13 protein-coding genes are annotated in these 13,750 nt (G+C 68.0%); 5 read left to right on the plus strand and 8 right to left on the minus strand.

Translation table 11 applies throughout. The features are described 5' to 3' along the window. The first annotated feature begins 24 nt into the window (after nt 1–24). The gene (locus tag ACFYO1_RS34520; protein ID WP_364730294.1) at nt 25–810 is read left to right on the plus strand and encodes an IclR family transcriptional regulator; all 786 of its coding nucleotides are present in this window, start codon (nt 25–27) and stop codon (nt 808–810) included. 12 nt (nt 811–822) lie between these two features. Here ACFYO1_RS34520 and ACFYO1_RS34525 read toward each other — a convergent pair whose 3' ends face one another. The 3 genes from ACFYO1_RS34525 to ACFYO1_RS34535 are packed head-to-tail and all read right to left on the minus strand — an operon-like array spanning nt 823 to nt 3,455. Beyond that, a complete protein-coding gene (locus ACFYO1_RS34525) occupies nt 823–1,530 on the minus strand; it encodes a hypothetical protein (protein ID WP_387240590.1) in 708 nt (235 codons plus the stop codon). A gap of 15 nt (nt 1,531–1,545) precedes the next feature. Then, nucleotides 1,546–2,226 carry an isochorismatase family protein gene (locus ACFYO1_RS34530; protein ID WP_387240593.1) on the minus strand — a complete coding sequence of 227 codons (681 nt, stop codon included), beginning with the start codon at nt 2,224–2,226 and terminating at the stop codon, nt 1,546–1,548. A 14-nt stretch (nt 2,227–2,240) separates the two neighbouring features. Further along, on the minus strand, nt 2,241–3,455 hold the full coding sequence (locus ACFYO1_RS34535; protein ID WP_387240596.1) for a CaiB/BaiF CoA transferase family protein: 1,215 nt from the start codon (nt 3,453–3,455) through the stop codon (nt 2,241–2,243). Nucleotides 3,456–3,590: 135 nt separating this feature from the next. On the opposite strand from ACFYO1_RS34535, the gene ACFYO1_RS34540 reads away from it, so the two are divergent. After that, a complete protein-coding gene (locus tag ACFYO1_RS34540; RefSeq protein ID WP_387240599.1) occupies nt 3,591–4,484 on the plus strand; it encodes a hydroxymethylglutaryl-CoA lyase in 894 nt (297 codons plus the stop codon). Nucleotides 4,485–4,488: 4 nt separating this feature from the next. Here ACFYO1_RS34540 and ACFYO1_RS34545 read toward each other — a convergent pair whose 3' ends face one another. Genes ACFYO1_RS34545 through ACFYO1_RS34555 form a run of 3 tightly spaced genes read right to left on the minus strand, consistent with a single transcriptional unit; the run spans nt 4,489 to nt 7,945 of the window. Beyond that, nucleotides 4,489–5,895, minus strand: coding sequence for an MmgE/PrpD family protein (locus ACFYO1_RS34545; RefSeq protein ID WP_387240602.1), 1,407 nt, complete (start codon nt 5,893–5,895; stop codon nt 4,489–4,491). After that, nucleotides 5,892–6,758 carry a cyclase family protein gene (locus ACFYO1_RS34550; RefSeq protein WP_387240605.1) on the minus strand — a complete coding sequence of 289 codons (867 nt, stop codon included), beginning with the start codon at nt 6,756–6,758 and terminating at the stop codon, nt 5,892–5,894. The genes ACFYO1_RS34545 and ACFYO1_RS34550 overlap by 4 nt, the downstream gene beginning before the upstream one ends. Then, on the minus strand, nt 6,755–7,945 hold the full coding sequence (locus ACFYO1_RS34555) for a CaiB/BaiF CoA transferase family protein (protein WP_387240608.1): 1,191 nt from the start codon (nt 7,943–7,945) through the stop codon (nt 6,755–6,757). Before ACFYO1_RS34555 ends, ACFYO1_RS34550 begins: the two co-directional genes overlap by 4 nt. Before the next feature lie 137 nt (nt 7,946–8,082). Here ACFYO1_RS34555 and ACFYO1_RS34560 point away from each other — a divergent pair, with 137 nt between their 5' ends. Continuing rightward, on the plus strand, nt 8,083–9,540 hold the full coding sequence (locus ACFYO1_RS34560) for a dihydroorotase family protein (protein WP_387240610.1): 1,458 nt from the start codon (nt 8,083–8,085) through the stop codon (nt 9,538–9,540). Nucleotides 9,541–9,550: 10 nt separating this feature from the next. On the opposite strand, the gene ACFYO1_RS34565 is transcribed toward ACFYO1_RS34560, so the two are convergent. Continuing rightward, a complete protein-coding gene (locus tag ACFYO1_RS34565) occupies nt 9,551–10,444 on the minus strand; it encodes a DUF4437 domain-containing protein (protein WP_387240613.1) in 894 nt (297 codons plus the stop codon). Between the two features lie 81 nt (nt 10,445–10,525). Between ACFYO1_RS34565 and ACFYO1_RS34570 the strand changes: the two genes are divergently transcribed. Beyond that, nucleotides 10,526–11,095: a TetR/AcrR family transcriptional regulator gene (locus tag ACFYO1_RS34570; RefSeq protein ID WP_387240616.1), complete on the plus strand. Its 570-nt coding sequence runs from the start codon at nt 10,526–10,528 to the stop codon at nt 11,093–11,095. Continuing rightward, a complete protein-coding gene (locus ACFYO1_RS34575; RefSeq protein ID WP_387240619.1) occupies nt 11,092–11,835 on the plus strand; it encodes an arylmalonate decarboxylase in 744 nt (247 codons plus the stop codon). Before ACFYO1_RS34570 ends, ACFYO1_RS34575 begins: the two co-directional genes overlap by 4 nt. Before the next feature lie 49 nt (nt 11,836–11,884). Here ACFYO1_RS34575 and ACFYO1_RS34580 read toward each other — a convergent pair whose 3' ends face one another. Further along, complete coding sequence (locus ACFYO1_RS34580; RefSeq protein ID WP_387240621.1) at nt 11,885–12,847, minus strand: hypothetical protein; 963 nt, start codon at nt 12,845–12,847, stop codon at nt 11,885–11,887. Nucleotides 12,848–13,750 lie beyond the last annotated feature (903 nt).

Consider the following 13,750-nt stretch of genomic DNA (forward strand, 5'->3'; position numbering starts at 1 on the left):
AAATCCACCGCTTACACTCGGGGCGTGTCCGAAACCGAATCCGACAATCAGAGCCGGTCGATCGCCGCGGTCGAACGGGCCATGGATGTGCTGTTGTTGTTCGGCCGTAGCGGCCGGGCCGATCTCGGCGTCACCGAGATCGCCACCGAGCTGGGCATCACCAAGGCCGCGGTGCATCGAATTCTCACGGCACTGCGCAATCGCGATCTCATCGCGTTCGAACCCGCCACGCGCCGTTACGCACTCGGGCATGCCGCCATCGCGCTCGGCCGGGCGTACCTGGCGCGCACCGATCTCCGGGTGATGGCGGCGCCGGAGCTGCGCAGGCTGGCCTCGGTGACGGGGGAGACCGCCACGCTCTCGATCCGCCGCGGCGACACCCGGATGTACGTGGATCAGGTTGTGCCGGAACAGGAATTGCGGATGGAGGTCGCGCTCGGCGTGCCGTATCCGCTGTATGCGGGCAGTTCGTCCAAGGTGATCCTGGCGCTGCTGCGCAAGGACGAGATCGACGAATACCTGGGCCGGCACGAATTGACCGCGTTCACCGACGCGACGATCACCTCGGTGCGTAAGTTGCGCACCGAGCTGAACGCCACCAAGAAGCGTGGTTACGCGATTTCGCTGGGGGAGCGGCAGATCGGGGCGGCCTCCATCGCCGCGCCGATCCTCGACCACGACGGTGGGGTCGTCGCCGCGATCAGCGTGTGCGGGCCGCTGTCGCGTTTCCAGCCGCGGATGGACGAGTGTGTCCCGATGCTGCTGAAAGCGGCCGGGGCGGTATCGGCTCAGTTGGGTTACACGCCATAGCCGGAGCGGGGCTCACAACTGTGCCCCGGGTTTGAGCACGCCCAGCGTCGCGGCGGCGAGCACGCTGCCCCAGATCAGCCACACATAGGGCAGGCAGCCGTCGACGCTGCGCCGCAGGGTGCGCTCGACGGGTTCGCTGGACCCTTCGGTCATCAGGGTGCCGAACGCGGGACCGAAGGGCCGCAACGTCATTCGGATACCGAGTCCGGCCGCCACGGCGACCGTGTACAGCAGGATCTTGGCGCCGAGCCAGCGCGGATTGGTCGTCACGCCGAACGGATCGTGGGCCAGCAGGGCGTAGCCGCCGGTGCCGGCCAGCCCGGCGATGACCGCGAACCGGATGAACAGATCCGCTCGCCGGACCGAGGCGAGACGGCCGTGCGTGCGGTGCGTGAGCACGGTCAAGGTCAGCCAGCCGGCACCGAAGATCCAGACCAGGACCACGAACCACCAAGGGAACAGGTCGATTCCGAACACCGTCGCGCCGTGCGGCGCCAGCGCCATCAGCGTGACACCGCTGGGCAGGAACAGGACCAGGCAGATCTTGGGTCCGAGATCGAGGCCGCTCATGATCGCCAGCGCCGTCGCCCGGGCCGAGGCGCTGAGTTCGGGATCGATCACGAACCGGCTGGAATAGAACACGCCGAGGTCGCCGCCGAGCCAGAATACAAACAGCACCAGATGCAGCACGATCCACCAGCCGTATGGGTGTTGACCCATGGAGTCCCCTTGTCGCTAAGCGAGTTCCGCATCGGCTGCGGTCCCGGAAGTCAGTGGTGGGTGATCGTCGGCGTCGGCCGCGCGCAAGACCGCGAGCGCATCGTCGAGGCTCAGCACGTCGGCGTATTTGATGTCGAGATCGAGCAGGCTGGCCTCGTGTAGCGAGGCGGCCCGATCGCCGCAGGCATCGGCGACGACCAGCGGCCGGAACCCGTGCTGCAGCGCGTCGGTCGCGGACGCGCGCACGCATCCGCTGGTGGTGAGGCCGACGATGACGAGCGTGTCGATCCGCTCGGCGGCCAGCGTCGCGGCGAGCGGAGTGGCGTGAAAGGCGCTGGGGTACTGCTTGGTGATCACCAGGTCGCCGGGTGCGGGAGCGGGGTCGCCGAGGAAGTCGCCGAGCGGGCTGCCTGCCTCGAATACGCGCAGCGCGGGCACCTTGCGGCGGAACAGCCCGCCGTCCGGCCCGCCGGGCTCGAAGCGCACCCGGGTGAAGATCACCGGCAGGCCGGAATGCCTTGCCCGCGCGACGATTTCGGCGGCGGCCCGCACGGCGTCCTCGACAGGTGCGCGCAGTGGTGAGCCCTCGGTGAGATAGGCCGCGCAGAGGTCCACCGCCAGAACGGCGGGGAAGCGTCCCGCGCCGAGGCGGGCGCTGTAGCCGGAACGGCGGTAGTCGGCGGCGCGCTCGGTCATCGGTGCTCGTCTCCTCAGATGATGCCGTCGGCGGCGAGCTGCCCGATGGCGTCGGGGTCGAGCCCGAGCAGGCCGCCGTAGACGGTCTGGTTGTGCTCGCCCAGTTCGGGGCCGGGATGCCGGATGCCGCCGGGGGTTTCGCTCAGCTTCGGGAATACGCCGTGCATCGGCAGCTCGCCGAATTCCGGGTGCGCGAGCCGGACGATGGCCTCGCGCGCGGCGAAATGCGGGTCGGCGAACATGTCTCGCGCGGTGAAGATCCGTCCGGCGGGCACGCCGGCGGTGTGCAGCCGATCGAGCAGCCGGTCGGTCGCGACGGTCGCGGTCCACGCGCCGATCAGGTCATCGAGTTCGGCCATCCGCGCCCCGCGGGCGATGTGGGTGGAATACCTTGCGTCGCTGGCGAGTTCGGGTCGTCCCATGGCCTCGGCCAGCCGGGCGAAGACGGTGTCCTGGTTGGCCGCGACCAGGATCAGCTCGCCGTCCGCCGTCGGATAGACGTTGCTGGGGGCGACATTCGGCAGCACCGGACCGGTGCGTTCGCGCTGATATCCGGTGATCGCCCATTCGGGCAACAGCGATTCCATCATGGCCAGCACGGCCTCGTAGATGGCCGAGTCCACCATCTGGCCGCGCCCGGTATTGGCCCGGTGGTGCACCGCCGCGAGGGTGCCGATGGTGGCGAACACCGCGGCCAGCGAATCACCCAGGGAAATACCGGTTCTGGCCGGCGGGTGATCGGGATCGCCGGTGACGTAGCGGATTCCGCCCATGGCCTCGCCGATCGAGCCGTATCCGGCGCGCGGTGCGTAGGGCCCGGTCTGGCCGTACCCGGTGACGCGGGTCATGATCAGTCCGGGATTGTCCGCGCGCAGCCGATCGAATCCGAGACCCCAGCGCTCCATGGTGCCGGGCCGGAAATTCTCGATGACGATGTCGGCGTGCCCGATCAGCTGCCGGGCCAGCCGCTGCCCGGCGGCTTGGCGCAGGTTACAGGTCACCGACCGCTTGTTCCTGGCCACGACCGGCCACCACAGGGACTTGCCTTGGGACTGGTCGCGGCCCCACTGGCGCATCGGATCACCCGTGCCGGGGGCTTCCAGCTTGATCACCTCGGCGCCGAGATCGCCGAGCAACTGACCGCAGAACGGACCCGCGAGCAGCTGTCCCATCTCGACCACCCGCAGATCGGCAAGCGGCCCTGTCGATTTCGTCGCTTCGGCTGCCATCTCGCAGTCTCCATCTGTTGCGTTCCCGGACGCCCTCGCCGATTTCGCGAGGGTCGGATCACGATCGGCGAAAGTGGATACAATGTATCCCTGAGTGAAACAACGGCGCAAGGCGAGCTCAACGATGGAGGGGCAGTGAAGGTCACGTTGGTCGAGGTCGCACCGAGAGACGGCTTGCAGAACGAATCGGCGATCGTGTCGGCTGCCGACAAGATTCGGCTGGTAGAGCGCAGCGTCGACGCGGGTTTGCGCCGGATCGAGGCGGTCAGCTTCGTCGATCCGCGGCGAGTGCCCCAGATGGCGGACGCGGAGGCGGTCATGGCCGGTGTGCCACGGGTCGATGGCGTGTCCTACGCGGGCTTGATCTTCAACGAGCGAGGCCTGGACCGGGCGCTGGAGTCCGGCGTCGACGAAATCAATGTGGTTGTGGTGGCGACGGATTCGTTCAGCATGCGTAATCAGGGGTGCTCGACCGCGCAGGGGGTCGAGCGGTGGGTGAAGTTGGCGGCCAGGGCACGCGAGGCGGGGCTGTTCCGCACCGTAACGATCGCCGCGGCATTCGGCTGTCCGTTCGCCGGGGAAGTGTCCGAAGCCGCTGTGCTGGAACTGATCCGCCGCGTCGCCGAAGCAGACCCCGACGAGATCGCGCTGGCCGACACGATCGGCGTCGGTACACCGGATCGGGTGCGGGGGCTGGCCGCCGGTGCGGCGCGGTTCGCGCCGGACGCAACCCTGCGATGCCATTTTCACAACACGCGAAATACCGGTTACGCCAACGCGATAGCGGCGCTGGAGGCGGGCGTCCGAGTGCTCGACACCAGCACCGGCGGAATCGGTGGTTGCCCCTTCGCGCCGGCGGCGACCGGCAATATCGCCACCGAAGACGTTCTTTACACCCTGGATCGGATGGGCGTCGAGACCGGCGTGCGGATCGAGCCGGTGATCGAAACCGGTGTGTGGCTGGGTGAATTGCTCGGCAAGCCGGCGCCCGCCCTGCTCGGCCGGGCGGGTCTGTTCCCGCCGCGCTGATCGATCAGATCCGCAGCAGCGACATCAGCTCGACCAGGTCCGGTTGCCCAGCGAGATCCAGCACCGTCTCGGTGATCCGATCGATCCGGCTGCCGGACAGCACCTGCTCGGTGTTCAGGCGGAATTTGGTGGCGAGCTCGCCGGCGGACAACGGATTGCCCGGACCGCCGCGGTTCACCTCCACTCGTTCGGTGCGCACGCGTCCGTCGCGCAGCCACGCGGTGAGCACGGCGGGGAACTGATGCGGAAAGATGGCATCGCATCGCGCATCCGCCACACAGGTGACACGGTCGGCCAAGGCCAGCCGTTCCGGGTCAGCGGCCGCCCGGTCGGTGAAGTCCTGATGGAAGACGCCGAGACCACCGCCGCCGAGCAATGCGGCCGCCACCGTGTACGGACCGGAGAACGCGGCGTGGTAACCGGATTTCGGGCGGATCTTGTCCGCCCGCGGTTCGCCGATGGTGCGGAGTACGGCGGTCGGCGCACCGAGTTCGAGCCGCTCGATGTCCTCGGCGGCGACGCCCCCGGCCCGCAGCCGCAGCGCCGCGTCGATGCCCGCGTGGGTGAAATGGTTGCAGGGATAGGGCTTGAAGAACACCGTCGGCAACTCCCACCGCGCACCGAGGCCGTCGACGATCGCGGCCGGATTGCTCCGTTCCCCGCAGAACGCCTGGAGCAGACCGAATCTCCCCTCGAACACGGTCGGCGGCCCGGTCAGCCCGGCGCACGCGAGCTGCGCCGCGACCACCGCCGCGTGTGCGGCCCACCCGCAGTGCACCCGTTTCACGGTCCCGCCGGTTCGGTTGGCCTCCAGCAGTCCCGAGCCCATGCTCGCCGCGATACCGAGCGCGTGCCCGACGACCGCCGCGTCGGCGCCGGCCAGCATCGCCGCCGCGGCGGCCCCGCCGAGCGTGCCGCAGATCGCGGTCGCGTGCAGTCCACGGTCGAAGAAGATCGAATTGCCCAGTGCGGCGTCATAACCGGCCATACCGACCCGGACCGCGATCTCCACCCCCACCGCGACGGCGTCGAGCAGGGCGTCCCCGCCGGCGTTTCTCGACTCGGCGACGGCGAGCGCGGCCGGAACCACCGTGGCCGACGGGTGCAACACCGACGGCAGGTGGGTGTCATCGAAATCCAGCGCATGCGCGAGGGTGCCGTTGAGTAGCGCGGCGCTCGCGGCGGGCCGTCGACCGGTCGGTCCGAGTGCGGTCGCCTGCGGTGTGCCGCCCCACTCCTCGACCACGGCCGCCACCGCGGCGGCGGCGGGTGTGCCGAGCGCCGCGACGCTGTTGCCCAGCACGTCGAGGATTCGTCGTGCGGCGTCGGTGCGCAACTCGTTGTCCAGCCCGCGGTCGCGGACGGATGCGGCGAAGGCGGCCAGCCGCTGGACGATCGTCGTCTGGCTCATCGGCTCACCGCCGCGAGCGGGCGCACGGGGGAGCCGGTGCCGCCGACGATGCGCAATGGCGCGAGCAGGAAGGCGAATTCGCGCAGGCCGCTCGCGGCGAGCTCCTCGAGCGCGAGATGTTCGATGATGTAGATGCCGAACTCGACCAGCAGAACCCGGTGCACCGGCAGGACGCGGTGCCCATCACCGGGCGGAATGCACTCGTAGGCAGTGGTATCCGCACCGGTCGCGATCACATCGCGAACGCCGAGCCAGTGCGCCGCCTGGACCCCGAGTCCCGGCACGCCGGTTTCCGCGCCCAGGTACGCATTCGGATCGCCGAACAGTCGCGACCAGCCCGTCCGGATGAGCACGACATCGCCGGTCCCCACCCGGACGCCCGCCTGCCTGGCCGCCGTCTCCAGATCGTGCGGGGTGATCTCGTAACCGCCGGGGAGCGTGTCGACCTCGTGCAGCCGGGCGATATCGAGCAGTACGCCGCGGCGCAGGAGGCCGGGCAGGTGCTCGGCGCCGCAGCTGCTGAAGCTGCCGCCGCGCTGGGCGTCCTGCGCGTCCACGCCGCCGTGCAGCGCACCGTTGTGGCTGACATGGCTGAGTGCGTCGATGTGCGTGCCGACATGCCCGCCGGTGACGATGATCTCGCTGGCGGCCGAACCGCCGTCCGGCCGGACGGTGTCACCGTGCCTGCGCGCCAGCGTCATTCGGAAGCCGGGATGGTTCGGCGAGCACGGCATGCCGGTGAAGAAGGGCTGACCCAATTCGATCAGCCGCAGGTTGCCGCGGATGGCGGTGATCAGCGGATCGCGGTCGTCCGCGGCCGGATCGGGTGCCTGTTGCTGCCGGGTGGGTTCGGTGCCGGTCATCGAATCACCCCGGCGGCGCGCAACTCGGCCAGCCCGGCCTCGTCCACCCCGTAGCGCTGGAGCACTTCGTCGGTATGGGCGCCCAGAGGCGGTCCGGTCCAGCGTATTTCGCCTGGAGTGTCGGACAGACGGAACAGGATGTTCTGCATCCGCACCTGGCCGAGTTCGGCGTCGGGCAGCGCGATGATCGAGCCGAGGGCCTGGAACTGGGGATCGGTGAACACGTCGGCGGCCGTGTAGATCGGCGCGACCGCCGCCTCGGCCTGGTCGAACGCGGTCAGCACCTGCTCGGTGCTGTGCCTGCCGATCCAGGCGCCGACCGCGGCATCCAATTCGTCGGCGTGCGCGGCGCGTTCGGCCCCGGTGGCGAACCAGGGTTGCTCGATCAGGTCGGGACGGCCGACCAGCCACAGCACCCGCTCGGCCACCGATTGCGCGCTGGTCGAGACCGCGACCCAGCCGCCGTCGGCGGTGCGATAGGTGTTGCGCGGGGCGTTGTTCGAGGATCGGTTGCCCATGCGCGGCTGTAGTTCGCCGAGTTGGTCGTAGGCGATGATCTGCGGTCCGAGCAGGGTGAGGATCGGTTCGATGATGGCCAGATCGATCTGTTGCCCGGCACCGTCGCGTTCGCGTGCCCGCAGTGCGGTCATGATTGCGAAAGACGTTGTCAGGGCGGCGATTCCGTCGGCGAGGCCGAACGGTGGCAGGGTGGGCGGCCCGTCCGGTTCGCCGGTCACGGCCGCGAATCCGCTCATCGCCTCGGCCAGGGTGCCGAAGCCGGGACGCCGGGCATACGGCCCGAACTGGCCGAATCCGGTGACCCTGGCCAGGACCAGCCGCGGATTGAGCGCGCGCAGTTCGGGATAGCCCAGGCCCCACCGTTCCAGGGTGCCCGGACGGAAGTTCTCGATCACGACATCGGCGTCGGCGACCATGCGCCGGAAGATCTCCTGACCGCGCGGTGCGCCGAGATACAGCGTCACCGACTGCTTACCGCGGCCGAGCAGCTTCCACCACAGTCCGGTCCCGGCCCGCTGAGCGCCGTGGCCGCGCACCGGGTCGCCGGCCGGATGTTCGATCTTGACGACCTCGGCGCCGAAGTCGGCGAGCAGTGTGGCGGCCAACGGGCCGGCGAACAGTGTCGCGATGTCGAGTACGCGGATTCCGGCCAGGGGCTGCGGCGTCATCGGTCCTCCCTTGCGCCGCAACCTGTTTCCTGCACCGAAACGTCGGTGCGCCGCCGCGGCGTTGACTACCAGCGCATCGTACTGCGAAGATCGAGAAATTGGAAACAGCGTTTCGTATAGAGAAACTGGAGGGCGTCGTGCCCGAACTCCTGATCCGCAATGCCAGGGTCGTCCGTGCGGGCGACGCCGCGCCGGACAACCACGAACCACTCGACATCGCCGTCTCGGCGGGTGCGATCGAGGCGATCGGTCCGGATCTGCCCGCCGGTGCGCGGACGCGGGTGGTCGACGCGCAGGGTCTGCTCGCCTTTCCCGGCGTCGTCGACGCGCATCAGCACTGGGGCATCTACCGCGAACTCGCCGCCGACACCGAAAGCGAAAGCCGCGCCTGCGCGCAGGGCGGAGTCACCACGTCGCTGAGTTATCTGCGGACCGGCCGCTACTACCTGAACCGTGGTGGGTCGTATCGTGATTTCGTCCCCGAGGTCCTCGACCGGATGGCGGGCCGATCGTGGGTCGACTACGGCCTGCATCTGGCGCCGATGACCGCCCAGCACATCGACGAAATCCCCTACCTGGTCGAGGAATTCGGCATCACCTCGTTCAAGATCTTCATGTTCTACGGCGGCCACGGGCTGCACGGCCGATCCTCGGATCAGTCCGAGTTCCTGATGATCCCGCCGGACGAGCGTTACGACCTGGCCCACTTCGAGTTCGTGATGCGCGGCCTGCAGCGCGCCCGCGAACGATTCGGCGACCACCTCTCGTTGTCGCTGCACTGCGAGACCGCCGAGATCATGGCCGCCTACACGGCATTGGTCGAACAGGACGGCACCCAGAGCGGGCTACGCGCCTACAGTGCCTCGCGCCCAGCGCATTCCGAGGGGCTGGCGATCACCATCGCCTCCTATCTCGCGCACGAGACGGGGCTGGCCGACATCAACCTGCTCCATTTGTCCTCGGCCAAGGCCGTCGAGGCCGCGTTGACCATGGCAAAAGCCTTCCCGCGGGTGAACTTTCGCCGCGAGGTCACCATCGGTCATCTGCTCGCCGACGTCGACACCGCGCACGGCATCGGCGGCAAGGTGAATCCGCCCTTGCGTGAGCGTGCCGACGTGGAGGCGCTGTGGCGGCACCTGCTGGCCGGCGACATCGACTGGGTGGTCAGCGATCACGCGTGCTGCCGGGACGAGCAGAAGTTCGGCGCCGATCGCGACGACGTGTTCCTGGCCAAGTCCGGTTTCGGCGGTGCGGAGTATCTGCTGCCCGGTTTGGTCGGTGCGGGATTGAAACGCGGCCTGCCGCTGGGCCGGATCGCCGAACTGACCGCGGCGAATCCGGCCCGGCGCTACGGGCTGGCGCGAAAGGGAACCATCGCTGTCGGGTTCGACGCCGATATCGTGCTGATCGACCCCGCCGCGCGCTGGACGGTCCGGGCGGCAGTTTCGGAATCCGCGCAGGAATACACACCTTTCGAAGGCTTCGAGATGAACGCCGCGGTGACCGACGTGTTCCTGCGCGGCAATCACATTCTCCGGGACGGCCACCTGCAAGGCGATGCGCACGGCCGGTACCTGCGCCGGGGCCGGCCGTGAGCGTCGGCGACTACTGATAGGTGGGATCGGCCCACTGTCCGACGGAGCGTGAACGGACCGGTTCGACCGGGCGGGGGGCCAGACTGTGCGGCAGGTCCGGGCCCCAGTTCGTCGGGGTGCCGGACACCTCGATCCTGGCGTTGTCGGTATACCAGTCCACGAGATCGGCATCGGAACGAACGATCCACGTGCAGCCGCGCTCCGCGTCGGCGGTGAAGTCGCCGTGGCGAATACGCGCGGGCCGCCAGAAATACGTTCCGGGCCACATCTTTCCGAAGTTGTAGTCGAACCCACCGTCCAGGCAGTAGGCCTCCTCGCTGCACGGGTGATGCGCCAAGGGTGCTTCGCGCCACCCCGGCTTGGCCTTGATCAGGCGGGTGTAGAAGCCGGTCTCCCGATCACGATGCAGGAGCTTGATATAGAGTCCCGGAACCGGAGTGCCGCCGAGATCGAAGCGCATCGGGCTCCCGTCCTTCACGTCGATCCACGGCATCGTCGCGGTGTCGAGCACGACCAGTTCCTGGTCGTCGCGGACGAAATCGCGGTCACCGTCGGCGGGCTCGAACCCGAAGGCTCCGCCTTCACGGAACAGCAGGATCTCGGTGTCGGCGGCGACCGAAATCGGCGGCGTCCATACACCTTTCGGCGCCATCCAGAAGCCTTCGGGGCCGAGTTCGGTGTCGCCGATGGTGACCCGCCCGGACAGGACGAACCATTCGGTCGCGGCGTGATGCACACCGGCCGGCCGCGACCAATCGCTGGTGAAACGGACCTTCAGCGAGGCGGATCCGTCCTCCTCGTCGTAGCTGAGGTTGCGCTGTTCGGCACTGCCGGTGGCGTGCTCGAACTCGGCGGTGTGCTGGATCAGATCGCGTTCATCGATGAGTTCGACATGTGGACGCATGAGCCCTCCTTGGGCGAGCGATAATAACGATACAGAATGTACTGGTTATTAATATCCAAAACAAGATGTATCGTTTATCGGGTGAGCAAGCCGGGACGCCCGGTCGGCCCCGCCGCCGACACCGAGGAGATCGTGTTGACCGCCGCCTTGGATCTTGTACTGACCGAAGGGGGTTCGGCATTGACGCCCCAGCGACTGCACGCGGTCACCGGCGTCGCCCGGACGACGATCTACCGGCACTGGCCGACGCCGCGCGACGTTCTCGCGGCGTTGATCTCGGTCGCCCCGCATCCGTCGGCGGAGCCGAGCGGTGATCCGGTCGCCGACCTGCGCGCCGAAGTGGACCTGCTCTGTGATCGACTGCGGGACAAGCCGGTCGGTGCGTTTCTGCGTGCGCTGGTGACCGCGTCGTCGACCGACGCGGAGTGTGTGCCGCTGCGGCGGCGCTACGTCTCGGATCTGCTCGCGCCGATCCGCAGGTCGGTGCGCGCGATCGGGGACACCGGCGACGACGAAGCCGATGAGGCGGCCATGGCCATCGTTTCGCCGCTGCTCGTCGATACGCTGCTACTGGACCGGCCCGCCGGGCGGGCCCGAGCCCACCGCGCGGTCGACGATGTGCTGGCCCGGCGGCTGGGCTCGATCCGATGACCAACGCGGTCGGCCCGCGGGGCGTCTTCGGTGTGATCGTGCCGAGCACGAATACCGTTGTCGAACACGACTATTGGCGTGCTGCGCTGCCCGGGGTCGCCTATCGGGCCGGTTCGATGTACATCCCGGATCCGGTGATGGGCAACGACGACGACTTCCGTGCCCTGCTGGGACAGATCCGCGCCTCGATCGACACCGCGGTGCGGGATGTGCTCACCGCCGAACCCGACCGGCTGGTCATGGGTATGTCCGCCGAGACGTTCTGGGGCGGGGTCGCCGGGAACGCGGCCTTCGAGCAGCGCCTCCGTGACCGCACCGGACTGCCCGTGACCACCGGCGCGAGTTCCTGCCGCGCCGCCCTGCGTGAGCTCGGTTGCCGGCGTATCGCGGTCTTTTCGCCGTATCAACCGGTCGCCGACGTCGAGGTGGGTCGCTTCTTCACCGAGGCAGGCTTCGACGTCGCCGCGATCACCGGATTGCGCTGCCCGACCGCCATGGATATCGCCCGGGTGGGTGCCGACCGGTTGCGGGAGGTCGTCGCCGGGATCGACGGACCGGACGTCGAGGCGATCGTCCAGGTCGGCACCAACCTCTCTTTCGTCGGACTCGCGGACCAACTGGAAAGGGAGCTCGGCAAACCCGTCCTCGCGATCAACGCCGCCACGCTCTGGTACGCGCTGCGTGAGCACGGGCTCGACGATCGGGTCGAGGGAGCCGGGCAGTTGCTGCGCGCACACTGACCTCGGCGACGGCCATCGGAAACCGATGACCGTCACATATTCGAGGGAATCAGGGCAGGGTTTGCAGGGTTCCGGCGGAACGCTGGGATTCGTAATAGGCGCCGCCGGGGTAGTAGTCGGCGCTGGTCTTGCCGGAGACGAAATCACCGGCCCAGGCGACCGACAACGTTTGCAGTGCGGAGACGTTTTTCGCCTGCGGGGTGCCGCAGGCGATCTTGTCCGGGGCGGGTGCGCTCGATGCCTCGACATCGATGTGCGATCCGCTGGTGAGCCGGACACCGAGGAATGGCCGGGAGATCTGCGCGATCAACTCGCCGGTGCCGCTGCCGTTGCGGTTGCAGGTGTAGGGCGGGGAGGAGACGGCCAGAATCGGCAGCGTGGTGTTGCTCAGGTGGTTGAGCGCGCTGCCGAGGTTGTTGCCGACGAAGCTCTTGACCGGATCGAACAGGATGAGGCCACGCACCGACGCGAACGCCGCGGCGTAATCGGCGCGCAACGCCTGGGTGACATAGGGAACCACCTCACCGCCGGCCGAATGTCCGGCGAAGACCATGGTTTTCGGGAGGACGAGCTCCGGGCGTTTCGCTTTGTTCTTCGCGTCGGCGAAGCTGCGGCCCAGCTTGTCGCCCGGGTCGGCGGCCTTGCCGAACAGATCGGCCACGTTGTGCAGGAAGTTGGTGTTGTTACCCAGATTCTCCACCGTGCAACCGAACGTGTTCGCCGTCGGAAGGGTGGGTGCGAATACCAGGAAGCCCTGGGCCGAGAACTTTTTCGCGGTGTCCGCGACCGAGTCGTTGGCGCCGGCGAAGCCGTGTTGCAGCCACAGCAGAGCTTTGGGTGTCCCCGCAGGGAAGTACCAGTCGCTGCTCTGCCGCAATGTGGTGAACGCGCAGCGGATTTCGACGGTGTTCTCCACCTCGGTGACCGCGACATCGGTGGTGGCGGTGGGGATGGTGAATGCGGTGGCGGCGGCGATGAGGCCGAGGGCGACCAGCAGGCGATGGATGTTCAACGTAACTCCGGTGTTTCACTGTGAGAAACGGTGTTTCGCTTCTCGGAAACCAAATCTGTGGCTCGGGTGCCCGCTGAGTCAAGGCACGCGACTGGGGAAACAAGTCCCGGCACCGAGTGCCGCACCCGGCTGTGCTGTCTCGGTGGATGCCCAACTATGCAGGGCGGCAACGGCATTGCCGTGTGCATACACGACTCGTACGAGCTGAGCGCGATCAGGCGAGGGGAAATCTCGGCGACGGGTCCGTTGTCCCCAGTCGATCGCGGTGGCGACCGGAGCAGCTGGCCGACAGCCGGTCCGATAGGCGGACTCATTGCTGTACTCCCACGGTGAACCCGACCACCATGGGCCTTCGTAATTCTGCTCTTGCGTTCGGCCATCGATGAGTGGTTGCCGAAATGAGCGAATGATGTCGCGAACCTTTGCGGGTCAGCGCGGCTGAGACGCGGGAAGGACGGGGGATGGCAATCTTCACCGTGACTGTGGATTGGGGTGAGCGCAGCGAGCAGCTGCGGAGGCTGCACGCGGATTTGAAGTCGGTGCGCAGCTTCATGCTGGCAGAAGCGCCGTTGCCGGTGGCGGTGGGTGCGGTTGAGCCGGCGCAAGCGGGGCAATGGGACAGCGTCACACCGACTTCGCTGACGGTGACGCCGGTTGCGGGTGTGTCGAAAGCTACGGTGGCAATTCCCGATACCGTCAAGCTGATTCGCCTCGACTTCGAATTGCGAGTGAGTCTCGGGGGTAATACCGCCACCTGCTTGGCATTCCGGCAACTTTTCGGCGTGGGGGACGGCGGTGCGTTGTTGCCGCAGCAGTATTCCTTCGCTCAGGTCGAGGTGACACCCGGCACGAGTGGTCCGCCGCACGCGCCGACCGTGGCGTCGACCGCGCGTCGATCGTTTC

This window comes from Nocardia sp. NPDC006044 (assembly GCF_042871115.1).
Classification (GTDB): domain Bacteria; phylum Actinomycetota; class Actinomycetes; order Mycobacteriales; family Mycobacteriaceae; genus Nocardia.